The sequence below is a fragment of the Endozoicomonas sp. YOMI1 genome (genome assembly GCF_024606345.1).
Lineage (GTDB): Bacteria > Pseudomonadota > Gammaproteobacteria > Pseudomonadales > Endozoicomonadaceae > Endozoicomonas.
Window position 1 is genome coordinate 1 of record NZ_JAHHPM010000287.1, and the last position, 24,713, is coordinate 24,713.

23 protein-coding genes and 1 pseudogene are annotated in these 24,713 nt (G+C 47.8%); 16 read left to right on the forward strand and 8 right to left on the reverse strand.

Annotated features, from left to right (window positions below; translation table 11 throughout):
* From KDK15_RS09840 to KDK15_RS09895, 13 genes and pseudogenes are all read left to right on the forward strand, one after another.
* The coding region (locus tag KDK15_RS09840) for a hypothetical protein (RefSeq protein WP_257295182.1) at positions 1 to 184 on the forward strand (184 nt) is incomplete at its 5' end.
* 159 nt (positions 185 to 343) lie between these two features.
* Complete coding sequence (locus KDK15_RS09845; protein ID WP_257295183.1) at positions 344 to 667, forward strand: UPF0175 family protein; 324 nt, start codon at positions 344 to 346, stop codon at positions 665 to 667.
* Positions 645 to 1,172 carry a DUF3368 domain-containing protein gene (locus tag KDK15_RS09850; RefSeq protein WP_257295184.1) on the forward strand — a complete coding sequence of 176 codons (528 nt, stop codon included), beginning with the start codon at positions 645 to 647 and terminating at the stop codon, positions 1,170 to 1,172. Before KDK15_RS09845 ends, KDK15_RS09850 begins: the two co-directional genes overlap by 23 nt.
* Before the next feature lie 173 nt (positions 1,173 to 1,345).
* Positions 1,346 to 1,579 (forward strand): annotated as a pseudogene (locus KDK15_RS21245) (transposase); the annotation flags it as partial.
* A 148-nt stretch (positions 1,580 to 1,727) separates the two neighbouring features.
* Complete coding sequence (locus tag KDK15_RS09855) at positions 1,728 to 2,150, forward strand: hypothetical protein (RefSeq protein WP_257295185.1); 423 nt, start codon at positions 1,728 to 1,730, stop codon at positions 2,148 to 2,150.
* A 1,229-nt stretch (positions 2,151 to 3,379) separates the two neighbouring features.
* The gene (gene livH / locus KDK15_RS09860; RefSeq protein ID WP_257295186.1) at positions 3,380 to 4,306 is read left to right on the forward strand and encodes a high-affinity branched-chain amino acid ABC transporter permease LivH; all 927 of its coding nucleotides are present in this window, start codon (positions 3,380 to 3,382) and stop codon (positions 4,304 to 4,306) included.
* Positions 4,303 to 5,640: a high-affinity branched-chain amino acid ABC transporter permease LivM gene (locus tag KDK15_RS09865; RefSeq protein ID WP_306800297.1), complete on the forward strand. Its 1,338-nt coding sequence runs from the start codon at positions 4,303 to 4,305 to the stop codon at positions 5,638 to 5,640. The genes livH and KDK15_RS09865 overlap by 4 nt, the downstream gene beginning before the upstream one ends.
* Positions 5,641 to 5,658: 18 nt before the next feature.
* Positions 5,659 to 6,426: a high-affinity branched-chain amino acid ABC transporter ATP-binding protein LivG gene (livG, locus tag KDK15_RS09870; protein WP_257295187.1), complete on the forward strand. Its 768-nt coding sequence runs from the start codon at positions 5,659 to 5,661 to the stop codon at positions 6,424 to 6,426.
* Positions 6,427 to 6,446: 20 nt separating this feature from the next.
* On the forward strand, positions 6,447 to 7,148 hold the full coding sequence (locus KDK15_RS09875) for an ABC transporter ATP-binding protein (RefSeq protein ID WP_306800300.1): 702 nt from the start codon (positions 6,447 to 6,449) through the stop codon (positions 7,146 to 7,148).
* Between the two features lie 677 nt (positions 7,149 to 7,825).
* A complete protein-coding gene (locus KDK15_RS09880; protein ID WP_257295189.1) occupies positions 7,826 to 12,004 on the forward strand; it encodes a response regulator in 4,179 nt (1,392 codons plus the stop codon).
* Entirely contained in the window at positions 12,001 to 12,840 is an 840-nt protein-coding gene (locus KDK15_RS09885) for a protein-glutamate O-methyltransferase CheR (protein WP_257295190.1), read from the forward strand. Before KDK15_RS09880 ends, KDK15_RS09885 begins: the two co-directional genes overlap by 4 nt.
* Positions 12,837 to 13,424 (forward strand): chemotaxis protein CheB, encoded by a 588-nt coding sequence (locus KDK15_RS09890; RefSeq protein WP_257295191.1) that lies wholly within the window; start codon positions 12,837 to 12,839, stop codon positions 13,422 to 13,424. Before KDK15_RS09885 ends, KDK15_RS09890 begins: the two co-directional genes overlap by 4 nt.
* A 69-nt stretch (positions 13,425 to 13,493) precedes the next feature.
* Positions 13,494 to 14,837 carry a diguanylate cyclase domain-containing protein gene (locus KDK15_RS09895; protein WP_257295192.1) on the forward strand — a complete coding sequence of 448 codons (1,344 nt, stop codon included), beginning with the start codon at positions 13,494 to 13,496 and terminating at the stop codon, positions 14,835 to 14,837.
* A 15-nt stretch (positions 14,838 to 14,852) separates the two neighbouring features.
* Here the strand turns inward: KDK15_RS09895 and KDK15_RS09900 are convergent, their stop codons facing one another.
* The gene (locus tag KDK15_RS09900) at positions 14,853 to 16,118 is read right to left on the reverse strand and encodes a 6-phosphofructokinase (protein ID WP_257295193.1); all 1,266 of its coding nucleotides are present in this window, start codon (positions 16,116 to 16,118) and stop codon (positions 14,853 to 14,855) included.
* 267 nt (positions 16,119 to 16,385) lie between these two features.
* Between KDK15_RS09900 and mpl the strand changes: the two genes are divergently transcribed.
* Together mpl and KDK15_RS09910 are read left to right on the forward strand one after the other, a co-directional pair.
* Positions 16,386 to 17,759 carry a UDP-N-acetylmuramate:L-alanyl-gamma-D-glutamyl-meso-diaminopimelate ligase gene (gene mpl, locus KDK15_RS09905; protein WP_257295194.1) on the forward strand — a complete coding sequence of 458 codons (1,374 nt, stop codon included), beginning with the start codon at positions 16,386 to 16,388 and terminating at the stop codon, positions 17,757 to 17,759.
* 16 nt (positions 17,760 to 17,775) lie between these two features.
* Complete coding sequence (locus tag KDK15_RS09910; protein ID WP_257295195.1) at positions 17,776 to 18,399, forward strand: flavin prenyltransferase UbiX; 624 nt, start codon at positions 17,776 to 17,778, stop codon at positions 18,397 to 18,399.
* Here the strand turns inward: KDK15_RS09910 and KDK15_RS09915 are convergent.
* The 6 genes from KDK15_RS09915 to tesB all read right to left on the reverse strand — a co-directional run bounded on the left by KDK15_RS09915 (position 18,367) and on the right by tesB (position 22,371).
* Complete coding sequence (locus KDK15_RS09915) at positions 18,367 to 19,308, reverse strand: hypothetical protein (RefSeq protein WP_257295196.1); 942 nt, start codon at positions 19,306 to 19,308, stop codon at positions 18,367 to 18,369. The two genes, KDK15_RS09910 and KDK15_RS09915, sit on opposite strands and share 33 nt — an antisense overlap.
* Positions 19,309 to 19,366: 58 nt before the next feature.
* A complete protein-coding gene (locus KDK15_RS09920; RefSeq protein ID WP_257295197.1) occupies positions 19,367 to 19,675 on the reverse strand; it encodes a hypothetical protein in 309 nt (102 codons plus the stop codon).
* Positions 19,676 to 19,800: 125 nt separating this feature from the next.
* Positions 19,801 to 20,232: a hypothetical protein gene (locus tag KDK15_RS09925; protein ID WP_257295198.1), complete on the reverse strand. Its 432-nt coding sequence runs from the start codon at positions 20,230 to 20,232 to the stop codon at positions 19,801 to 19,803.
* A gap of 170 nt (positions 20,233 to 20,402) precedes the next feature.
* Positions 20,403 to 20,831 carry a c-type cytochrome gene (locus KDK15_RS09930; RefSeq protein WP_257295199.1) on the reverse strand — a complete coding sequence of 143 codons (429 nt, stop codon included), beginning with the start codon at positions 20,829 to 20,831 and terminating at the stop codon, positions 20,403 to 20,405.
* Between the two features lie 100 nt (positions 20,832 to 20,931).
* Positions 20,932 to 21,207: a hypothetical protein gene (locus tag KDK15_RS09935; RefSeq protein ID WP_257295200.1), complete on the reverse strand. Its 276-nt coding sequence runs from the start codon at positions 21,205 to 21,207 to the stop codon at positions 20,932 to 20,934.
* 288 nt (positions 21,208 to 21,495) lie between these two features.
* Positions 21,496 to 22,371 (reverse strand): acyl-CoA thioesterase II, encoded by an 876-nt coding sequence (gene tesB, locus KDK15_RS09940; protein WP_257295201.1) that lies wholly within the window; start codon positions 22,369 to 22,371, stop codon positions 21,496 to 21,498.
* Positions 22,372 to 22,753: 382 nt separating this feature from the next.
* Here tesB and KDK15_RS09945 point away from each other — a divergent pair, with 382 nt between their 5' ends.
* On the forward strand, positions 22,754 to 23,980 hold the full coding sequence (locus KDK15_RS09945) for a VTT domain-containing protein (protein ID WP_257295202.1): 1,227 nt from the start codon (positions 22,754 to 22,756) through the stop codon (positions 23,978 to 23,980).
* On the opposite strand, the gene KDK15_RS09950 is transcribed toward KDK15_RS09945, so the two are convergent.
* A complete protein-coding gene (locus KDK15_RS09950) occupies positions 23,965 to 24,702 on the reverse strand; it encodes an FAD-binding oxidoreductase (protein WP_257295203.1) in 738 nt (245 codons plus the stop codon). The genes KDK15_RS09945 and KDK15_RS09950 overlap by 16 nt on opposite strands.
* Positions 24,703 to 24,713: the final 11 nt, after the last annotated feature.

The window sequence follows — 24,713 nt, forward strand, 5'->3', positions numbered from 1 at the left end:
CGAATTTTTAGACCAATTTATCGCAACCGCAGTAGGGCAGAGTATTCTCGGACAGCCTCCTGGCACCGGGAGCAAAGACAAGGTTCGATACCGTATTCAAGATTTTGTAGGCGCTTGGCGTCATTTTGAAAACTGCTCCTCAGCAATGAGGGGATGTTCAGCAGTTTATACAGTTATAATATAAAGGTTTTTTCAAAATAAACGGCAACGCACAATGAAAGACCTGATTTTGTTCTCACAGGCTTAGCCCGTCGCCAGATAGACGTGACCCCGGTTTTCGGCTAGGGTTGTACCCGGTTAAGTGCTATCTTTTGTGGACACAAAACATGCAAGGGGCAAGATTATGGAAACATTTGGGATCAGGGATTTAAGAGAGCGCAGTGGTGATCTCACCCGCACCGCTGAATCTGGCCAGATGGCATTGATTACCTGCAGGGATAAACCGTTACTGTTGGGCATTCCCTTTTCAGACGAACTGCTAGAGCAGGGGGTGGCACTAAATCTGGCCATTCATTTATTTCGAAATGACGTGGTAACCCTTGCTAAAGGGGCCAGGATAGCCCGGGTTTCCCTGGCTGATTTTATCCGGATGCTGGGTACACAAGGTATTCCTGTAGTTGATCATGATCCTGAGGATCTGGACAGTGACCTTGAAAACCTTGGATAAGCCTTCGGGCACTTCACAGATCATTGCCGATAGCAGCCCATTAATTGCATTGGCGATTTCAGGTCTGTTCACCCATTTGCCTGATCTGTGCGGTGAAGTGTGGGTGCCTCAACAGGTGTTAAATGAATGCCTTGCAAAAGAGGGTGTTCCGGGTTTTGCCGAGATACAAAAGTTAGCTAAAGACGGAATAATCCATGTGCACTCGGATTTTCCTGAATCCGATGAGATGATCAAGGGGTTGAGCCATTTGCTTGATCCTGGTGAGGCCCAAGCCATTAAGCTGGCTCTGATGTATCAGTCTGTTTTACTGATTGATGAGAAATCCGGTCGCTCAACAGCCAAAAGCTTTGGCATTTCTGTTACCGGCAGTCTGGCAGTGCTGCTGAAAGCTAAAAAAACCGGTGTTATTCCATCGGTAAAAAGTGTTGTTGAAAAGTTGCAGCTGCACAATTACCGGTATTCAAAAGCACTCACTGCTCAATTGCTTGAAAAGGCAGGTGAGTAGCTGTTACTCCTGCACCCGGTCGGGACACCAGGATGACATTATGACCTTCGATAATCACCAGATAAACACTTTCCACTGTTTGTAAAAGATCACAGCGATGTACCAAAGAATCCCACAACGACCCTCATAATCGACCAATACTGGCTGTGGCTTGATCTCCCCATAAGGCTAAAAAGGTAATCAAATATCTGCAGAAGGAGCCTCGTCTGCTGGGCATCCATATCTTGCCCGCTTATTCGCCAGAACTGAATCCCGATGAATATCTCTGGAGCTATTTGAAATCAGGCCAATTGGGAAGATTGGTGTTGCGAAACAAGGAGGCCTTCCTGAAGGCGGTTAAGAAAGGACTAATGCCACTCCAAAAACAACCGGATAAAATTTATGACCACAACCTGTACAATCCCTGAAGGTGTCGGTGATATTTTGGCCAATGGGGTGGAGATAGTGGGCTATCTTGAGTTGTACATGGCGTAGCAGGGCAGTATTTGATTCATCAAGGTACTGGCAAAGATCAGTGTTCACTGTTCATCACCGGCCAGTAATACGGTTGTTTACATGGCAAAAACAAAGAAGAAGACAAAGCAGGGCAAGTCGAAGAAGCAGCTGAAGAAAAAGCTGACGCCGGCGCAGAAAGCAAAGAGAAAAGCAGACAAAGCCGAACGACAGAAGAAGTATGAGTGGATTTTTATTAATGGCAAGCAGGTCAGGATAAAAAGGCCGTCGGCTGATGAAGATTGTCTAACCGAGGAAATGCTTCGCAACGCCGATCCAATCTGGCTGCACCAGAATCAACTCTGGGAGTATATACAGCCTCAAAGGGCTGTTTGGGATGATGATCTGCCGGAAGATGATCGGTATGACGAGCTTATTGGGGATTTTTGGGAATGTCCTGAGCCTGAGTGGTTGCCTTTTGAGGAATCGGAAGAGGAACTGTCTGCCAGGCTGGCTGGGCTTGATGAGCGGGAGCTTCCGTTTTGAGTAAGGAAGGCCTGCTCAATGAGTTGGTGTGATGGCCGTGTAATTTCTGACCTATGATTTTTTTATAGCCAGGGGGCCGGGGAGTTCCCGGCGGGAGAGCTTTCCCTGTGATTATAGTGGCCATATAAAACGGGTCTCAAAGAGCTGTATCCCCTGGAAAACAGCAACAGGGTGTTTTACCGGTTTGATTTGCTGAAGAGCTTCTTCGTGTTAGAGGACGGTGAGTGTTTCCGACAACCCCCGTTGTGAAATTATTGATCGCTAACGTCAACTCACAGGAGATTATCCCGGCGCCATTGCCGGGCAAGGCGTGAAGACAATTGGCAATTCCCCTCAGTTCCATGGCTTGCACCAGTCGCTGGCCCCTCTCATCATTCATGTTTTCTTATTAACCTGGATACCGAATTCAAGTCACAGCAGCCGTAAAAAATGCATTTTTTCCGCATCATGGAGATTGTGGAAACTTGGTCTGACTTTTTTGCAGTCTGATGCAGTTTTACCGGGTTGATCGTTACTTCTACAGCCACTTCTAAATCTACGTCCATTTGGTTTTGCCCGTGGTTTGTCGAAGGAAACTGCTTGTTGTTTTTTTGATGTTGTTATTGGGGGGCTCTAATAAATACACTCAAAGCACTTTTTTTTGCGCGGTAAAAAATGGGACATCAATGGAACGGATGTCATGGAAAGAACAGGTGGAAGAAATAGAGTTTTATATGTCACGCGCCAGGTACAATCTGGATGACTCTCAAAAGATGATCCTGACTAAGCTTATAAAGCAACTTCAGGTTGTGTATTCATAGAAAATTGGCGAAAAAACTGGTGGTTTCCTCAAAATATTAGTTTTTGAGTACACACCCGGTGCCACACCATCTTGCGTACATGAACAGAAGCCAAGTGAACTGTTTTGTTATCCTGTTTGACTTTTGTAATTTCTATAGACATAAAGCCTTACAATCGTACTACTAAAAAAATAATGTTCTGTGTATAGTGACTCTGACTCTGTGGGTATTGTCCTCCGCGTCCCTGATACGGATTTTGTTGGAACAAATCTATCAAGCCCTTGTGCAGCAATGAATTCAGAGGAGCTTCTGAAAAATGTTCCAACATGTTCCAACGACGTTGGCAATCATAGCAGATCGTTGGAACAATATTGGAACATACATATAAATACAACGAAGAAAGCCGGTAATTGGTTAGCCCAGAATAAAATAAGAAAAGAGGTAAATTTTATGGGTGAAAGCGGATTTTACTTTATCCAACAACTGCTTAACGGGCTGACGGTAGGTAGCACGTACGCTCTGATAGCCATCGGCTATACCATGGTCTATGGCATCATTGGAATGATCAACTTTGCCCACGGCGAGATATATATGATTGGCAGCTACGTTGCCTTTGCGGTGCTGGCCGGTCTTGCCTTGATGGGGGTTGATAGTATTGCCCTGATGCTGGCCGCTGCTTTTATCATCAGCATTATTATTACCAGTACTTACGGCTTTGCCGTTGAGCGGGTAGCCTATCGACCATTAAGAAACAGTAGTCGACTGATTGCCCTGATCTCGGCGATCGGTATGTCGATTTTTCTTCAGAATTATGTCCGTATTGCCCAGGGCTCGAGAGATATCGCAATGCCCAGCCTGATTACCGGTGGCTGGACGTTTGGGCCCGAGGATGAGTTTAATATTACTTTGTCGTACATGCAGGTGGTGATTTTTCTCGTTACTTTTATCACCATGACACTCCTGACGCTGTTTATTTCCAAATCAAGGATGGGGCGTGCATGCCGGGCATGTGCAGAAGATCTGGGCATGACCCGGCTTCTTGGTATCAATACCAACCAGGTTATCTCCCTGACCTTTATTATCGGTGCGGCACTGGCTGCGGTGGCCGGTGTTTTACTGGGGCTCTATTATGGAGTTATTAATCCCTATATTGGCTTTCTGGCGGGTTTGAAAGCATTTACAGCGGCGGTTCTTGGTGGCATCGGCAGTATTCCGGGAGCTGTACTTGGCGGCCTGATTCTTGGCGTTACCGAAGCGTTTACCGCAGGGTATTTCAGTACCGAATATAAAGACGTCGTCGCCTTTAGTCTGCTGGTTCTGATTCTGTTATTCCGACCCTCTGGTATTTTCGGCAAGCCGGAGGTAGAAAAGGTATGAATAGTCAGTCATCTACCACACTGCGCTGGTTTCCTGCTTTTATGGCAACAGGAGCGCTGTTGCTGCTTGCTGTGTTAATGCTTGGGGTTCAGCTATCAACTGAAAATACAGAGCTGGTCGTTTACTTTGCGGCCAGTGAACGGTGGAATCTGATTCTTTCCGGTGCTGTTCTGGTTTTCCTGGTTCAGTTATTCCGGAACCCGATATCTGCTTTCTGGCAGGGGGCAAAAAAATGCAACCCACTACCGCAGGTTCAGCTGCCATCACTGGCTGGCAATAAGCCTCTGAAGCCGCTGCTGATGAGTTTTGCTGTGGCTGGGCTGATGGTTTGGCCTTTCTTTGTTTCCCGTGGTGCAGTGGATCTGGCAACACTGGCGCTTATTTATGTCATGCTTGGCCTGGGCCTTAACGTGGTTGTTGGTCTGGCAGGTCTTCTGGATCTTGGTTATGTGGGTTTCTATGCCGTTGGAGCATACAGCTATGCGCTGTTGAGCCAATATTTTGGTCTCGATTTCTGGAGCTGTCTGTTGATCGGCGGGGTTATGGCGGCATTCTTTGGTTTTATCCTGGGGTTTCCGGTGTTAAGGCTTCGTGGGGACTACCTGGCCATTGTTACCCTGGGGTTTGGCGAGATTATTCGTATTTTGCTGAATAACTGGACCTCAATTACTGGAGGGCCGAACGGGATCAGTCAGATTCCAAAGCCAACGTTGTTTGGTCTGGAGTTTTCCCGACGAGCCAAAGAAGACGGCAATGTACCATTTCACGAGTTCTTTGGAATTGACTACAGCAGCGGCTATAAAGTGATTTTCCTTTATATCCTGGCTCTGCTTCTGGTGCTGTTAACGCTCTACATTATTAACCGCCTGTTGAGAATGCCCATTGGCCGGGCCTGGGAAGCGCTTCGGGAAGATGATATTGCCTGTCGCTCGCTGGGTTTGAATCCAACAGCCATCAAGCTGTCTGCCTTTACCATCGGTGCAGCGTTCGCAGGTTTTGCCGGTACTTTCTTTGCGGCCCGGCAGGGTTTTATAAGTCCAGAGTCTTTTACCTTTATTGAGTCAGCCATCATCCTTGCGATCGTGGTCCTGGGAGGCATGGGGTCTCAGATGGGCGTTATTCTTGCCGCCGTTATTATGACGGTACTGCCAGAGTTTGCCCGGGAGTTTCAGGAGTACCGTATGCTGATGTTTGGCCTGATGATGGTGTTGATGATGATGTGGCGCCCGGAAGGGTTGATGCCTATAAAGCGTTCACACCTGAAGTTGAAAGAGCATCAGTCGGATAAAGATGATGTGTCTGTTAATCGTCAGCCCATCGCTGAAAGCGTTTAATCTGCAGGGAGTGATAAGATGAGTCAGTGTTTGCTGGAAGCATCGGATCTCAGTATGCGCTTTGGTGGTCTGCTGGCCGTGGATCAGATGGCGCTCAAAGTTGGTAAAGGCGAAATTGTCTCCATGATTGGCCCGAACGGTGCCGGGAAAACGACAGTGTTTAATTGCCTGACCGGCTTCTATAAGCCAACTGTAGGGAAGATTCTTTTTCAGGGCCAGGCGGTAGAAAAGTTGCCGGGCTTTAAAATTGCCCGTTTAGGTGTGGTGCGAACTTTTCAGAATGTGCGTTTGTTTAAAGCCATGACGGTTCTGGAAAATCTGCTGGTGGCCCAGCACCGTCATTTGAACACAGGGTTGTTGGCCGGGCTCTTTAAAACGCCTTCGTTTCGCAAGAGTGAGGCACAAGCGATGGAGAGGGCTGCTTACTGGCTGGATAAAATTGGCCTGACTGAGTTTGCCAATCGTGAAGCCGGAAACCTGGCTTACGGTCAGCAGCGGCGACTGGAAATTGCCCGCTGTATGGTGACCGACCCGCAACTATTGATGCTGGATGAGCCCGCTGCAGGACTGAATCCTAATGAAACCTGGGAGCTGGATAAGTTGATTTCAGATCTCAGGAAAAATCATGGTGTATCAGTACTGCTTATTGAACACGATATGAAACTGGTGATGGAAATCTCGGATCGGATTTATGTTATTAATCAGGGGAGGCCTCTGGCATCCGGAACACCGGAAGCGGTGCGCAACCACCCTGGAGTGATCAAGGCTTATTTAGGGGAATCCTGAGGATGAATAACGATAAACCACTGCTAAGCCTTGAGCATGTTTCTACCTTTTATGGCCAGATTCAGGCGCTGGATGACGTGAGTGTAAAGATCCGGGCCGGTGAAATTGTGACGTTAATTGGTGCCAATGGTGCGGGAAAAACCTCTCTGCTTATGACGCTCTGTGGTGATCCACGGGCGAGCAGTGGACAGATCTTTTATGGTGGTCGGGAAATTACCCGGGAAGATACGGCGAATATCATGCGCTCCGGTATCGCTCTGGTGCCGGAAGGTCGGCGAGTCTTCTCCCGGCTCACCGTGGAAGAAAATCTCAGCATGGGTGGCTTTTTCACCGATGAGCAGGATTATCGTCAGCTGTATCGCCATGTTCTTGAGCTGTTTCCACGTCTTGAGGAGCGCCTAAACCAGCGGGCAGGCACCATGTCCGGAGGTGAACAACAGATGCTGGCCATCGCGAGGGCACTGATGAGTAAGCCCAGGTTATTACTGCTGGATGAACCCTCACTGGGCCTGGCTCCTATCGTGATTCAGCAGATTTTTGACACTATTGCCAAGCTGAGGGATGAAGGGATGACGATCTTTCTGGTTGAGCAAAATGCCAACCAGGCACTGAAGCTGGCAGATCGCGGCTATGTGCTTGAAAATGGAAAGATTGTTCTGCATGACTCCGGACAGGCTCTATTAGTGAATGAATCTGTTCAGGAGGCCTACCTGGGAGGGTGATTGCGGTATTTTTTCTTTGATTTCTAAAGGGTTTGCCATACGCGGCTTTGAGAGAACTTCCAGGGGCCGCGGTGGTATCGATAGGTTGACTGGGTGAACCTCCAGTATCAGCCATATTTTGGAATCAAAATAACAATTTAAATTTTTAATAGTAATTAAAATTGCCATTGTTTTTTATTTATTCATTTGAAATCAACCAGTAACTGGTATGGTAGTTCTGGTTAATAGGCCATGCTCTCAGTACTATACTTTTTCATAACTGAAGTAGCAGTACAGGAAGTGCAGCATGAAACCTGAATACGATAAGCTGACCACACCGGAAGTATTGATGTTAGCCAGCTCGCTGAGTGTTTTGGCAGGTTCACTGGTTACCCTTGGAATACTGATTCAGTAGTTTCCGGCAATATCAGGGTTAAGCCTACGGTTACAAAGACCCGGGGGGCTGGCCAGTGCTCCCCAAGGGTTTTACCAGTCCAAAAAACACTCTCCTCCAAATCATCAGCATAACCACTGGTGACCTTATCTTGATTCATAACCACCTGCAGCAGCCATCTCTGTAATGGGTTTTCTTTGGTTTTTATAGGACTGAACCCTAAGTTTTTTGTGCAATTTAACGATGATTAAGAGATGGAAAAGCCCCCAAACTCCATCCTTTGGTAAAGTACAGAGATTAGGCCATGAATTCAGAATCACCCAGTGAAAACAGTCAGCGAAAGACGGGTGGTCTGGCACTCACACTTTTTCTCTGGTTTATTGTTTTATCCATTGGGCCAGTTGTTATTGTTGGGCTGAATGAGTACAAGACGGGAAAAGAAGCAATTGTCAAAGATCGTTATGATCAACTTTCATCGATAAACTTTCAGTTGACTCAACGCATTAATGAATACTTTGATACGGTGTTAACCAATTTATTCATTATGGCATCATCCTCCGAAGCATTTATTACCGAATTGGTGAAGGCTCCCGGCTTTAAAACCCAGCCGGTTTCTGAGTTTATTAATTCCAGGGAATATGGGGATATCTATGAAAAGTACTCCATGGAGTATGTGGATTTCCTGCGATTCTATGATTACTCCGATGTGATTCTGGGCGATGCCGCAGGCAATATTCTGTACACAGTTAATGAATACAGTGATTTAGGAAAAAACCTGTTTTCTTCAGAACTGGAAAATACGTTTTTTTCCCGGGCTGTTAAAGCCAGCCTTGATGATCAGCAGCCAAAGTATGCCGATCTTGCTGCCTACCCGCCCATAGGCAATGAGAAAGTCGTCTTTTTAATATTGCCGCTGGCGGATTCCTTTCAGAAAGCGGTGGGTTTTATTGCGGTTCAGATTCACCCGAAGAATATTCAGGTTATGTTTGATAAAGGTGAGTCCAGTGATGTCGGCCTCTCGTCGTTTCTTGTCGGTAAGGATCGTAAAATTCGCTTTGGTACCCGGTTTGAAAATCAGGAACAGCTTAAATTTGCGGATGATAACCCGCTGATTAACCAATGGTTAACCCATCTTCAGGATGATGGGAGCTATAGAGAGGATGAAGATCATTTTGGAGTATTCTCTGCAGATGATGGCCATGCTCCTGAGCTTGTAGAAGGGCATGATCTTGAATCCATTTCAGAAGATCTTGACGCTTTAAATCTGGACGAGCAGGACGTATTAGGCCGGGCGACTAAAGGGAGCTTAAACCATATTCGAAGCTACATTCATGGTGAAGAAGTTCTGGGGATTTATCTGCCAATAAATATTGCTGGAACCCCTATGATAATCCTTTCAGAAGTAACGCACCGGCATGCTTTTGCATCAGTTCAGGACTTTCGAAAACGCCTTCTTGTTCTTATCGCCATCACTTTTGCCCTGGTAGTCGTGATTGCTCTATTTGTTACGCGACAACTGGTGAAGCCCATCCGTCTGATTACCCGGTGGGTCAATCGAGTCGCTGCGGGTGACTATGCTGAAGGGACTGTTCTGAACGGCAATAATGAGATCAGCGAACTCAGTCGTAGTTTTGCTCTGATGACCGATAGGTTGCGTACCGTCAGTTCTGAAAATACCCGGAAAAACTGGCTTCAGGAAGGTAAGGCCGGGTTGTATAACAGTGTTCGTGGTGAGCAGGCGATGGCAGAGTTGTGCCAAAACATTGTGACTTATATTGCCCGCTATCTGGATATGCATTCTGGCGCAATGTTTGTAAAAGATGATAACAACCAGCTGCAGTTGATGGGCAGCTATGCCTGGAGTAAACGCAATCAACATGCAAACTGTTTTGCCATGGGTGAAGGGCTGATTGGTCAGGCAGCACTGGAAAGAAAAACGATGGAGATAGCCAATGTACCCGATGGCTATATTGAAATTGAGTCCGGACTGGGCTCTGCCAGGCCGACTCATCTGATCATTGTCCCGTTTTGCTATGAAAATGAGTTAAAAGGGGGCGTTGAGTTTGCACGACTTGGCTCAATGACGGATGAGCAGCGCCTGTTTCTCCAACATTCTGTTGAAAGTATTGCCATTGCGATTAATTCTGCCCAGTATCGAACCCGGGTAAATCAGCTGCTTGATACCACCACCCAGCAATCAGAAGCATTGAAGCAACAAAAAGAAGAGTTGCGTTCAGTTAATGAAGAGTTGGAAAAGCGAGCCGGTATTCTGGAAGAGTCTGAGGAAGAGTTGAAAGCCCAAAGTGAAGAGCTGCAGAAATCCAATGCCGAACTTGAAGAACTCAGCGAGCAGCTGATGCTCCAGAAAGAAGAGATTGAGAGAAAGAATAAAGATATTGAGCTGTCCAGTAAAAAGATAACGGAAAAGGCGGAGGAGCTTGCCCGGGCCAGTAAATATAAATCTGAGTTTCTTGCCAATATGTCCCATGAGTTGCGCACGCCCTTGAACTCTTTATTGCTCCTTTCCCAGATGCTGGCAGAAAACGACGAAGGTAACCTGACAGAAGACCAGGTAGAGTCTGCACAGGTGATCTACAACGGAGGTAAAGAGTTACTCGGGCTGATCAATGACATTCTTGATCTGTCCAAGGTTGAAGCGGGAAAGATGTCGGTCAACCTTGATGATACGCCCCTGAAGGAGATCAAAGGCAGTATTGAAGCCATGTTTAATCCCCTGGCAGAAAGCCGTGGTCTGCAATTTCTGATCAGCATCGACAGCGGTACCAGCACGTCTGTTTTCACTGACAGTCAGCGGCTAATGCAAATTATTAAGAACTTCCTTTCTAATGCTTTCAAGTTTACCGAGGAAGGCAGTGTTCAGGTAAGGATGTTTAATGAAACCCGTTCTGGCCATTTTTCAGAAGATATATGGATTGGCTTTGCTGTCAAAGATAGTGGGATTGGCATCCCCAAAGAGAAGCAGGTAGCTATTTTTGGGTCATTCCAGCAGGCCGATGGGTCTACCAGCCGAAAATATGGAGGAACCGGGCTTGGTCTGGCGATCTCCAAAGAGATGGCAGAACTTCTGGGAGGTTTTATTGAACTGGACAGTAAGGAAGGTGAAGGAACCACCTTTACCCTGTTTCTGCCGGCTAATCCAGTGTGCTCTCTTGGCCCTGAGAAAGTGCTGGCGGAAAACTATGTGTCCGATGTGTTTGACCAGTCTATGGGAGTCGATGAGTCAGAGACTCCTGCTCAAAAGCCAGAAATAAATGATGAGCCGGAAGAGACTGAGGTATCTGAGCCTGCGGAATCGTTTGATTATCAGCTGCTGGTCATTGAAGATGACCCCCATTTTGTCGCCATTCTAACTCAACTGGCTGGTAAACATCGCTTTGGCTGTTTGCATGCTGCAACAGGAGAGCGGGGAATCGCTCTGGCCCGACAACATCAACCATCGGCCATCATTCTGGATTTAGGCTTACCGGATATGGATGGGCAGGAGGTACTTGCCCAGTTAAAAGGCGATGATGCGACCAGACATATTCCTGTGCATATTGTTTCGGGACGGGATCCAGAGTCGGTTTCCAGCCTTGGCGCTGTTGGTTATTTGAGAAAGCCCGTCAGAGTTACTGATATTGATAAAGCGTTTTTGACACTTGGGCAGGCCATTAGCCAGGATATTCGCGATGTGCTGATTCTTGATCTGGATGAAGAGCAAAGATCTCAAGTAGGCAGCATGCTGGAGAAAAAAGGGCTCCATGTAGGGTATGCCAGCACAGTAGAGGAGGCCGAGAAGGGGCTTGTTGATCACCAGTGGCATTGCTTGATTATGGATCTGCAGCTGGGAGAAGTACGAGGGCTGGAGTTCCTGGAAAAAATCAAAGGAAAGTTGGGATCAGATATGCCTTCAGTGGTGATTCACACCGCGCAACCTGTAGATAAGACAGAACATTCCCGTCTGCAGGAATTCACCAATGCCATGGTGATGAAAGGTGACAGGGCTCTTGAAAGAATCACTGATGAAGTCAGCCTGTTCTTGCATACCGTAAATAAGGACCAGGTAGATGATACGCCAGATGAGCCTGTGACTGGCTCAGAGAAGAACCTAGAGGGGCACAGGATTTTGCTGGTTGATGATGATTTGAGAAATACATTTGCCCTTTCCAAAGCCCTTCAGGGCATGGGGCTGGAAGTTGTGCTGGCGGACAACGGCAAGAATGCGATCAGCAAGCTTGAGGAAGAAGACGGCATTGAACTGGTGTTAATGGATATTATGATGCCGATTATGGATGGTTATGAGGCCACTGCGGCTATTCGGCAGAAGAATGAATTTAAAGATCTTCCGGTTATTGCTCTGACCGCCAAGGCGATGGCTGATGACAGGGCAAAATGCCTTGAAGCGGGGGCCAACGATTACATGACCAAACCCCTGGATATGGACAAGTTGACAGCAATGCTGAAGGTGTGGCTGCTTCGATGATTGAGACTTGCTCTGTAGCTGATCTGGAACGACTGGAACTCGACTTACTGCTGGACGCTGTCAAGACGCGCTATGGCTATGACTTTCATGACTATGCCAAAGCGTCAATGATCCGTCGGGTAAGAAAGTACATGGATGGGAAAGGTATTGATCATGTCAGTGAATTAATTCCACTGTTTCTACATGATAACCGTGCGTTTTACCGATTTGTGAAAAGTCTTTCTGTCGTTGTGACTGAAATGTTTCGGGATCCGGATGTATTTAAAGTCTTGCGGGAGGAGGTCATACCAGTACTCAAAACATACCCGTTTATAAAGGTATGGCATGCGGGGTGTGCTTCGGGTCAGGAAGTGTATTCCATGGCCATCCTCCTGGAAGAAGAAGGGCTTTTGGATCGTTGTCAGATATACGCTACGGACTTCAATGATGATGCTCTCCAGTTGGCAAAAAAAGGCATCTACCCCGCGAAAGATATTGAGCTTTATAAAAAAAACTACCGTCTTTCGGGAGGGAAGTCTCGGCTTGGTGACTATTGTGTCAGCCTTTATGACTCCATCAAGATCAACAGCCGTTTGGCTGAACGGGTAACATTTGCCAATCACAATCTGGTTACTGACGGTGTTTTTGGCGAAATGCATTTGGTGATGTGCCGCAATGTGCTCATTTATTTTAACGAGCAATTGCAGGACAGGGCGTTAACTCTGATTAATGACAGTTTATGCCCGAGGGGGTTTCTCTGTATCGGACGAAGAGAGAACCTGAAGTTCAGCCAGATCAGGAACTACCTTGAAGATGTCAGTAATACGCTTCGAATCTACAGGAAGCTTGGTTCGTGAGCTGGATTTCAGTTGGGAATAAGCCCAGGGCTGTTGTGCTGGGAGCATCAGCAGGGGGAATAAATGCCCTTGGTTTTCTCTTCAGTGAACTGGGAGAGGACTTCTCATTGCCCATTCTGGTCACCAAGCATGTAGGGTTGAATGATGACAGAGGCATGCTCAGGGTGCTTGCCCGGCAGAGTACGCTGCCGATCAAGGTGGCGAAAGATAAGCATCGAATACTGCCGGGAACGATTTATCTTGCACCGGCCGGGTACCATATGCTGGTTGAGGAGCAGGGGGTTGTCAGTCTGAACCTTGAAGCCCCCGTTGCCCACTCGCGGCCTTCTATTGATGTGTTGTTTCAATCAGCGGCCAGAGTTTATGGACAGGAGCTGGTTGCGGTTGTTTTGACTGGCGCTAATCGGGATGGTGCCGATGGTATCCGAACAGTGAAGGGTTTTGGGGGAACCACGGTCGTTCAGTGTCCTGAAACTGCCGAGATGGGATTTATGCCCAAGGCATCACTGGATACAGGGTGTGTGGATTACCTTGTAACGTTAGAGGAAATTCCGGCCTTTCTTGATCAGATTGGTGGTGCCTGATACCTCGAATTTACAAAGGCCAATACTACCAGATTGGTAGACGGTTGCCTTTCAGGGATGGGACAGAGAATGTCTGGTATAGAGACAAATAACAACGTCAAAATTCTGGTTGTGGATGACCGCCCGGAAAACCTGTTGGCGATGGATAAGCTACTTAAGCCACTGGGGGCTGAAATCCACAAGGTGGATTCTGGCGAGAAGGCGCTGTCTGAAGTTCTGGGCCATCACTTTGCGGTTATTCTTCTGGACGTGCAGATGCCTGGCATGGATGGCTTTGAGACGGCTACATTGCTTCACAGTAACAAGCAAACTGCCAATATCCCCATCATTTTTGTGACTGCGATTAATAAAGATCATCACTACGTAGCTAAAGGTTATCAGTCTGGCGCTGTTGACTATTTGCCTAAGCCGATTGTTCCGGAAATTCTTCTGGGTAAAGTGAAAGTATTTTTACAACTGGAGGAACAGCGGCTGGAGCTTGAACAGGTAACCAGGGAGCTGCAATGGATCAGCCAGAAGAACAAGCTGCTTCTGGACTGTGCAGGAGAAGGTATTGTCGGGGTAGATAAAGAGGGCAAGATAACCTTTATCAATCCGACAGCCTGTGAGTTGTTAGGCGGTGTTGAAACAGCTTTTCTGGATCAGCATATTAGCCAGTTTCTTTTGGACGACACCACGGGTGAAACAGCTCAGGATCAATGGCAGAGGTCAGCTATTTATCGTGAGTGTCTGGAACAAGGCGGGACACTTAAACAGTCCACTGAATTAATCAACGTGAGCCGGGGAAGGTTTCCGGCGGAGTTCAATATTGCGGCCATTGTTAATAGCCGGAACGTTGTTCAGGGAGCCGTGTTTGTCTTTCAGGATATAACTGAGCGCAAACAGTTGGAAGACCAGCTACTGAAAATGGCTAAGTATGATAGCCTGACGGGGCTGGCTAACCGGACTTTATTCAGGGAATTTCTTCAGTCCTCAATGGATCGAAGTGACCGCCACCATAATAAGACAGTGGTTATGTTCCTGGATCTGGATCATTTTAAACAGATCAATGATCAGCTTGGCCATGATGCAGGGGATCAGTTACTGACCAGTGTTGCCAATCGCCTTGAAGGTTGTATCCGTAAGGTTGACCTGATTGCCAGGCTGGGTGGTGATGAGTTCGCCGTGGTTCTTGACGATGTTAATAACCCGGAAGATGCCAGAATGGTTGCCAATAAAATTCTTGCCGCACTGAAGGAACCCCATGAGCTGGGTGAATCTTCAAGAAAAGTAGGCACCAGTATTGGCATTGCATTTTACCCTGAGGATGGCAGTGATGCTGACGGTTTGATCAAGGCGGCAGATGAAGCCATGTATGTAGCGAAGAATGAAGGTCGGAATGACTTTCGGTTTTACTCCGACCTCAATCAATGAACGTTTAAGCTAACATTACACCTCGAATGCTGTATCCAGCTGCTTCTCGACAAACACTTTTTTCAACCTGGCAAAACGGGGTAAGCCGTTCAGATAAGCTGGATACTCCTCGCCTTCAATCAACGGTTCAAGATAGCCCCGACAGGTTTGGGTAATGTTGAAGCCATCCTCATTGATAAATTCCAGTGGCATTTTACGTTCAAAGTTGGCGACCTTTTCCAGTGCTACCTCTTTGATCGCCCAGCGATAAGGCATGTCAGACTCTCGAACGATGGCGGGCATCACGGCATTGTGACCCGTTACGGCCAGCTCAACCGCTGCTTTACCCACAGCGTAAGCCTGTTCTACGTCAACACGTGAAGCGATATGGCGGGCTGAGCGCTGAAGATAATCGGCGACAGCATAGTGGTATTTGTAACCCAGTTCCTGCTTAATCATATTACACAGGGTCGGAGCTACACCGCCAAGTTGCTGGTGGCCAAAGGAGTCAATTACCGTTGTGGACGCGGAGATAAAGCTGCCATCGTTGTATTTGGCACCCTCGGAAGCAACGATCACGCAATAACCTTCGTTATTAACGGTTTTATGGACTTTTTTGAGAAATTTTTCTTTGTCCAGCGGTAACTCAGGGAACAGGATAATGTGCGGTGGGTCGCCATCCTGCCGGGCAGCAAGGCCAGTAGCTGCCGCCAGCCAGCCAGCATGTCGTCCCATGACTTCCATAACAAACACCTTGGTTGAGGTATCGCACATGGAAGCAATATCGTGGCTGGCTTCTTTGGTTGATACGGCAAGGTATTTGGCCGCGGAGCCAAAGCCCGGACAGTTATCGGTAACCGCCAGGTCGTTATCGATGGTTTTGGGTACTCCGATACAGGTAATCGGGTACCCCATTTTTTCACTGAGCTGGGACACTTTCCAGGCAGTATCCATGGAGTCATTGCCACCGTTGTAGAAAAAGTAGCCAATGTTATGGGCCTGAAAGACTTGAATTAACCGACGATATTCCGCTTCACTTTCTTCGAATGACTTCAGCTTGTAACGACAGGAACCAAAGGCGCCGCCGGGAGTCCTTAGTAATGCGCCGATGGTTTCATCAGACTCGTATGAAGTGTCGATAAGTTCCTCACGCAAAGCACCCAGTATGCCATTATGCCCTGCGTAGACTTTACCGATTTTATCCGGGTAACGACGAGCTGTTTCAATAACCGCACAGGCGCTGGCATTGATAACAGCGGTAACACCGCCAGACTGTGCGTAAAAAGCGTGCTTCAATGTCATCGGTTAAATTCCGGGTGTATCTGTGTGTTGTTTTGTGTTCTTGGCTGATTGCAGATGATACCCGATCGGCAGCTGATTGGTAGCGCTTTGTCGGGTTCGTTGTTATGTATCAATTTTATGAGCTGATGGTCTTTCGATATCAACGTCCTTTTGCGCTCAAGGCAAAAACAATGTCAAAATTCTGGTATCAGGGATTGTAGAGTCTGTTTAGTGCTGCTCCCTTATTGTCAACAGAGCCAGGGAGCACTTTTTTTGGAGAAATCGGGAATGCACATACACATTCTGGGTATTTGTGGAACTTTTATGGGAAGTCTGGCAATGCTGGCCAGAGAGCTTGGATTTGACGTATCTGGCTCTGATGAGAACGTTTATCCTCCGATGAGTACACAACTGGAAGAACAGGGTATTTCATTATTTCAGGGGTATGGTGCTGAAGCGCTCAGCCCGTCACCGGATCTTGTGGTGATTGGCAATGCCATGAAACGGGGGATTCCGGCTGTAGAGTATGTGCTGGAGAAGGGGCTTTCCTACGTTTCAGGTCCCGAATTTTTTTCCAGATACATAGCCCCTGATCGCTGGGTATTGGCAGCTTCCGGTACCCACGGTAAAACCAGTGCCAGCAGTATGCTTGCCTGGGTCCTGGAATATGCAGGCATGTCTCCGGGCTTTCTGATTGGCGGCATACCCAAAGATTTCGGGATTTCCGCAAGACTCGGCAGTACCCCCTTTTTTGTTATTGAAGCGGATGAGTACGACACCGCTTTTTTTGATAAGCGCTCAAAATTTATTCACTACCAGCCACGAACCCTGATTATCAATAATCTTGAATTTGACCATGCGGATATTTTTGATGATCTTGCGGCTATTCAGCGGCAGTTCCACCATTTGGTCAGGACTATTCCGGGCACTGGTCGAATTATTTATCCTGCCGGTACTCCCGAGATAGAAGCAGTTATGGCTTTGGGCTGCTGGTCTGAGCAGGAAGAACTGGGTAGCAGTCACAGCCTCTGGCAAGTTGCACCGGTCAGTAGCGATGGCAGCCACTTTAAGGTTTTGTATAAGGGCACGGTTGTCGGAACCGTGAACTGGCAGCAGGAAGGTGATCATAATGTTGCCAATGCTCTGGCAGCTATTGCGGCGGCTCACCATGTCGGTGTCTTGCCAGATACAGCCTGTGAGGCGCTTTCTGTCTTTCAGGGGGTAAAGCGACGGATGGAAATGGTTGAGGAGATCGGGGGTATACGGATTTATGATGATTTTGCTCATCACCCAACGGCTATTGCCACCACTTTGGCTGGGCAGAGAGCCAAACTGGGGGAAAATGCGAATATCCGTGTGATCATTGAACCCAGATCAAACACCATGAAAATGGGCGTGCATCAGGAAACATTGATCGCTTCTACCGCCAGGGCTTCGGAAGTTATCTGGTTTAAACCGCAGGGGCTTGACTGGCCACTGGCCGAGTTAGTGCAGGGTAGTCCGGTAAAGTCATCGGTTATGGATTCCACAGAAGCCATTGTGCGTTATCTGGTTGATACCGCCTCGGCTGGTGACCATTTGCTGGTGATGAGTAATGGCGGGTTTGAGGGGATTCATGGCCGTATAGCCAGAGGGTTGAAAGAAAAGCTCAAGGAAAATTAAGGTTGGCAGTAAAGTGATGAGTCCATCAAATCCCGAAAGAGTAACATTAGCCATCACGGGGGCTTCCGGAGCCCAGTACGGACTTCGGCTCCTGGAGAGCCTCCTGGCGGCAGAACAACAGGTTTTTGTTCTGGTTTCCAGGGCAGCAAAAGTGGTTCTGGCCACAGAAATGGATCTTGAGATCGGTGATACTCCTGGAGCTATTGAGCAATTTTTTACCAACCGATATCGTGCTGCTCCCAGACAGATTCGTGTGTTTGACGAGGATGACTGGATGTCGCCTGTGGCTTCAGGCAGTGGCGCTCCAGGCTCAATGGTGATTTGTCCTTGCAGTACCGGAACCTTGTCAGCCATTGCCTGTGGTTTAAGTAATAATCTGACACAACGGGCTGCAACGGTGGTATTGAAGGAGCGGCGCAAGCTGATCATCGTGCCCCGGGAAGCCCCTTATTCTCAAATACATCTGGAAAATATGTTGAAATTGAGCCGGATGGGGAGTGTTATTATTCCTGCCTCTCCCGGTTTTTACCACCGACCGGAAACCGTGGCTGACATGGTTGATTTTATTGTTGCCCGGATACTGGATCAGCTGGGCATTACCCAGAAGTTAATGCCGTCCTGGGGGGATCATTGTCTTTGAAGGGCCTGATTGGGGGATAACCGGTTTCAGGTTGTAAAGCCATAACGCGAGGGCATCCAGATAAATGGGCAGAGTGGTTGCCGGGTCTGCCGGACCAGCCGCCAGATCAATGGCAAAACCCGGCAACTCCTGTCTTACTACTTCTTTCTGGTAAACCCCATGGGGTTGTTCTGAGATAACCAGAGCCGCTCCTGGTAGCGGGCCTGATTTTACCCAGTGCTTGAGCGTGTCGCGGGTATTGGGCCTGTGCCAGAATCCGCTCCTCCAGTTTCTTGGCGTATCAATAAACTCAACCGGCAGAGCTCTCATAGCCTCTGGCATGGGCACCAGTTGATGCAGCATGGTTGCCGCCTCTGTTTCGGTAAAAGGGAGTGGATCCAGGTTCTTCTTGTCAGACTTTCTTGTGAGAATATCCAAGTAGTCAGCCCCCGGGGTGAGAGGGCGTTGGCCAACCAGAAAAATCAAGCGCTTGAATCGGACGCCCTGACGCCACCAGTCAGCTAAATAGTCCAGCCTGCGTTTCATGCCGGGGGCAGTGGCTCCCAGTAGCAGTGCATAATCATATTGCTTTGTTAATGGCGCGATGGGGGATGTCAGTCCAAGCTTTTCAAGCAGATCAAAGACTCTGTACCTTTTGTTTGTTGATATATCCAGCCCTGGTAATTCCCATCGTTCCTGTCCCGGTTTTCTCCGCCAGATCTGGCTGGTATCGATCATTGACTCCAGGGTAGGGGCATGGGAAATGCGCAGCTCCGTTAACAGTTCATCCAATGTTAATGTGAGCGCTTTATAGTGTTGAACAGGATCGACGGTATCCGCCTGGGAAAGCATGGAAAGATACATGAGTGTCCCTACCAGAAACCGCTGGTAATTGAATCGGTAATTGAATCGACTCTTCCTGCCGGGCATTGTTTTTGTCCCTGATGGTGCAGGGACAAGCATAGCTGCTTCTCTGAGTAACAGATTATTAATGCTGAGTTGACGCAGAGGTAGCGGTCTGAGCCTGTTGCTGGAGAATAAGCTGGCTCAGCTCAGGCTGTTCCCAGTTCTCCGGGTAGTGTTTTGCCATTGCTTCCATCATGACGGTATATTCATCAGCCGGTTTTTGAAGCAGGTAAGTCAGGAAGGTAAAGATTCGATCGGACATTTCTTTATTGATTTGATTCAGTTGTTGATCGTTTATCTGACCTTTTTTCTGACACTCTTCAATGGTGGATTGACGAATGCAGTTGGCAGATATGATCAGCGCCAGTTTCTTGATGTTTTGCTCTTCCATGAGTGGCTCCGTGCCTGAATAGATAAAATACGTTTACCTATATAAAACTAGTTGCTGTGGGAGGGGATTCAAGCTTGGCAAATAAAAACAGGGGAACAGATTCCCCTTAATTGAAGTTGAAACAACTAAAGACGTGCTGAATCGGGTTTATCCCGATCGGTGTTATACTCAATGCCCAGTTGCCAGCCTGTAGCAATCAGCAATCCGCCAACAGTACCCCACAGCGGCCCGATAGGTGTTAAGGCACCTATGACGAACCCTGCCACGCTGCCAATTCCGGCTTTGGCAAAATATGGCGGTAACATTTCACTAATATGTCTGGAGACATAATTAACAAGCTTAACTGTCCGACTGTATAGGTCTTTAAAAAAACTTGAGATATTTTTCCATGCGGAACGTTCTTCACTGGAGCATGAGGGCATATGGCTTTTGGTAAAAAAGTTACTGATTCTTCTGCCAAAGCTGGTGCCATTTTCCTGACTGTGGCTATGTGAAGCCTTGGTATCAGGGTTGGATGCGGAGGATCTACTGTCTTCAGGTGGAGATAATGCGATCATTTTATGCACACTTATTATTCACTTCGATACTTAAGACCAACTTAAGCAATAAAGGTTCCCACTTTTACTTGAAAAGTTAATAGATCATGGCCTGACGGGTAGAAAAACAGATCTTAAAAAGAGCGTCTCAGTTTTGTTAATGTACCGGGACACCCCAATTTGAATGGAATTTATAAACATCCAGTCATTGAGTACCACTCGCTGATACTTTCGACTTCTTCTTCTGATAGTAGCCTGGCAATATTACTCATAGGCTGGTGAGTGGATCTTGAGCCGTTTCGGTAATATTGCAGTTGCTTAACCATGTATTCTTTTTTCTGACAGGCCAGATTAGGGTTAAGTGGCGTTGTACCGATACCGGTTGGGCCATGGCATCCCGCGCAGAGCTGCATCGCCTTGGCTTGGGCTGCTTCAAGGTGTTTGGGTGGCGGCTGAATTTGAGTGGCAGACTGTTGATCAGTACACCCAGCCAGCAAAAAAACGGCGGCTAGTACTATTTTTTTGATTTTTAAGACTATTTTCATCAAACCATCGACTTCACTTAAATTGAGGGAGCAGTTAATAAGGTAAAATGCTTTATGCAATGGGTAGTTGAGCACTCAAACCACCTTACGTTTCCCAATGCATGTTAGAGCCTATTGACGTTTTGTTGCAGACACGGAACGAAACGTCACCAGCCCCCGGCAGTCTTCAGCTTTTTCAATCCAGTGGTTTACCTACATCTGTCAATCTGAGCCATGCATGGGAATACCAGTAGTAGTGCTGACCACTGTTGGATGGCGCAGTGCAGTTGTTTCGGCCTACTGGTAATGGTTTATTGGCTTGTGTCTTTAGAAGAGTCATCTCTTTATTTAGCCAGGTTACCTTCAGCTGACCCTGGCCGTAGGCATAGCACTTAAGTTGCTGTTTCTGGTAATCCCCCTCGGCCAGAGTCAGCTCCAGTTCGGGCTTAAGGTTATCCTGATTTGGTGCCATTTGCTGCATCGGGGGGATATTTGCAGTGGTCTTATGTCCACAGAACTTAATGCACAGCTTCAGGCTAAAAGGGTTTCCTGGAATTTTAACCTTGCAGAAAGTAGGTTACTACCGTACTGGTTACCACTTTCAACTATTTAGGCTTCTATTATTAGGCTGGCCAACTTCTGATTGTGAACTTTCCCCGGACAAAAAAAACCACCGATCAGCAAGGGCAGGGGCTGATTGGTGGTCTAAGTTTCAATAGCGAACAATTAAAAGTTTATGTTTGGTTAGTTCATTCTGCCCTTAGACCTTGGTCTGAGCTCTGACCGGTCTGACAAGCCCCTCCTGGGTTGTAGACGCCACCAGTACTCCAGCCTGATTGAATATCTGACCTTTTACCAGCGCTCTGGCACCGCTGGCAGTGGTACTTTCAATAGAGTGCAGTAACCAATCATCCATCCTGAATGGGCGGTGGAACCACATGGCATGGTCCAGACTGGCTATTTGAACGGGTTTCTGGAAAGCGGCAGCCCCATGGGGATACATGCTGGTGGGTAAGAACTGGAAGTCCGAGGCATAGGCCAGAAGGTATTTATGAAGTCCCGGATTGTCGGGCAGTTTTCCGTTGGCTCTTATCCAAATTTTATGGTTTGGAGCCCTGGTGTCTTCTGCCAGTGGATCAACCGGGTCGGCAAAGCGAATCTCAATGGGAGTATCGCTGAGCAATCGTTTCTGCAGAGGCTTGGGAATCAGGTCACTGTGCCTTTGAATCAGGACTTTTTCGCTCAGCGCTTCATCCGGAGGTATGACGTTTGGCATCGGGTCCTGATGTTCAAAACCACTTTCGTTTAACTGAAAGGAAGCGGATAAATTGAAAATAGGGCGACCATTTTGCACGGCTACTACCCGGCGGGTATTGAAGCTTCTGCCATCGCGAATGCAGTCAACCGTATAAACAATCGGCTTGGTGCTGTCGCCCTCGCGAAGAAAATAACTATGGAAAGAGTGAACATGACGTTCAGGGTCGACCGTCTGTCTTGCCGCAGACAGCGCCTGGCCTAATACCTGGCCACCGAATACCCGCCCCCAGCCAAGATCCTGACTCTGGCCCCGGAATATATTGTTTTCAATCGGTTCCAGTTTCAGCAGATTAATCAGTTCTTCCAGTACATTGCTCATCCTGTCACTCCCTGGTTGCATACCGTTGTTAAGATTGGCTGCAGATTGTGTTGGTGCTTTGGTTAACTGCTTAATAACAGGCCCGCATTTACCCTATAAAACTGGCGCAGTTTAAACTCTCAGGCCTGCTTTGCAAATCTGGCTGTGCCAACAGGAAGGATTGACCCATTGCCCATCATGGATGATAAATTGTGGGTTTTATGAACCTGGCCGGTTAGAACGGTAAGGACGGGCTGACTACGATCAAGAACCTGGTACAATTTCTGGTAACGTTCCGGTGTCATGATTGGGTAATTTATTAGAACGAAACTTTAGTCTAACTCTGGTAATACATCAGTCCAGATCGATCGAAAGGTATTTCCCACGAAGGCTCCGGTAAATCATGGATAACGCTTATTTTGATGCCATTCATGTATGGTTACAGCAGAACACTGGCTGGATTGGTCCTGCTATCGCAATGGTGGCCTGTCTGGAGTCACTGGTTGCGGTGGGCATAGTTCTGCCAGGTGTTGCCATGCTATTTGCACTAGCGGCTATTGCCGGGGCGGCTTCTATTTCTATCTACCCAATCCTCTTGTGGGCTTTTCTGGGAGCTGTTGTTGGAGACGGAATCAGCTACCAGCTTGGCTATTATTATCACGAGCGAGTCAGAGGCTGGTGGCCTTTTAATCGTCATCCTCAATGGTTGGAACGTGGTGAGGATTTCTTTAGGGAGTATGGCATTTTAAGTGTTGTGACCGGACGTTTTGTTGGTCCTGTCCGCCCCATCATACCGGCAGTAGCAGGTATGATGGGTATGGTTCCCAGGTACTTTTTTACCGTTAATATTCTCTCAGCCCTGGCCTGGTCTCCCGTTTACCTGCTTCCGGGTTACCTGACGGGAGCCGCACTTCAGTGGCATGATAAAGTACCTGATCAATTGTTGGCTGCTCTGTTAGCCATCACCTGTATTGCCATCCTGTTCCCGCCATTACTGATCTGTGCTCATCGTCACTTCAGGCTGCGGCTTATCGGGTATCTGGTGCTTGTATCAGGGCTTCTTGCCTTACTTATTTTTGCTCACCGGGTTGGCTTGCTGGAGAGCGCCAATCAACGTGTCGATCAATGGCTGATAACGGTTCAGTTGCCCTGGTTGCAAAAGGTGATGTACTGGGTGGCTCAGATTGGCAGCATCCCTGTTTTGAGTATTGTTTCTGCTGGTGGCCTATTCTGGCTTTACTGCTCTAATCGGCTTGCCACCTTGCTGTGCTTGCTCTGTGGTGGTGTATCAATGGTTTGCTCTGTCTGGCTTATCCAGTGGCTGGTAGACAATGAAAGACCTCTGACAGGGCTTGATCCTTATGCTTTTTACTCTGTGCATACAACAGCCATCGTCTATGTACTGTTTTCTTTTGCTGTCCTGGTGGCAACAAGCCGTCCATTTAAGGTCCAGTGGTTATGGATCAGTGTGGCTTTGGGACTGGTGATGATTGACGCTTTTGCCCGGTTGGTTTTGCAGGTTCACTGGTTTGGCGATGTCATGATGGGACTCTGCCTTGGTTTATTCTGGGGGCTGGTTGCTCTTGGACTGAAAAGCTGGGCTGAAAAGCGGAGTCAGTGTCCGGAGTAAACGTATTTTTCCCGTTTGATTTGCCGGGGAGATAGCCCTCTGTCTCTGAGCAGGATCACGCAATCATCAATCATGCTGGGGTTTCCGCAGAGATAAACCACATCGTTTTCAGGATTCAGGTAGAGGGCGTCAAACTGGTCTTGCACGTGGCCAGCATACTCATAGTTTGCAGTATTTACGGTGGACTCGCGGCTTAAACAGGTGCGGTACTTTAAGTTCGGCAGTTGCGTAAAATCTTCAGAGTAAATGCTTTCCTCTCGATATCTGAAACCCTTTAAAACAGTCACAGCTGTTCCCTTATCGGAAAGCGTTTTCAATTGCGGAATCATGCTTCGATAAGGCGCAATCCCCGTGCCGGTTCCGACCAGAATAAGCTGTCCGGGAAAGGTTTCCGGAAGCGTGAGGACCCCGAACGGGCCGGCGATATTGAGTTCGGTTCCGGGCGAGGCTTTCTGGAAAAGCTCAGAAGCAATCCCACCACTGACCAGACTGAGAGCTACTTGCAGCTGACCGGTTGCCTTAAAGTCATCCGGTGAGTTGGCAATACTGTAACTTCGTTTATGGAGTTCTCCATCAATCTCAAACTGCAGCTGCACAAACTGACCGGCAATAAAATTGAAACTCGCTCTTTCATCCTGTACCAACTCAAAACTCAGCTGCAGTGTATTGGCACTGAGCTGTTCAGTCTTAACTAGCTTGGCAGATAAAAGAGAACCGGGCATTGTTGGCTATC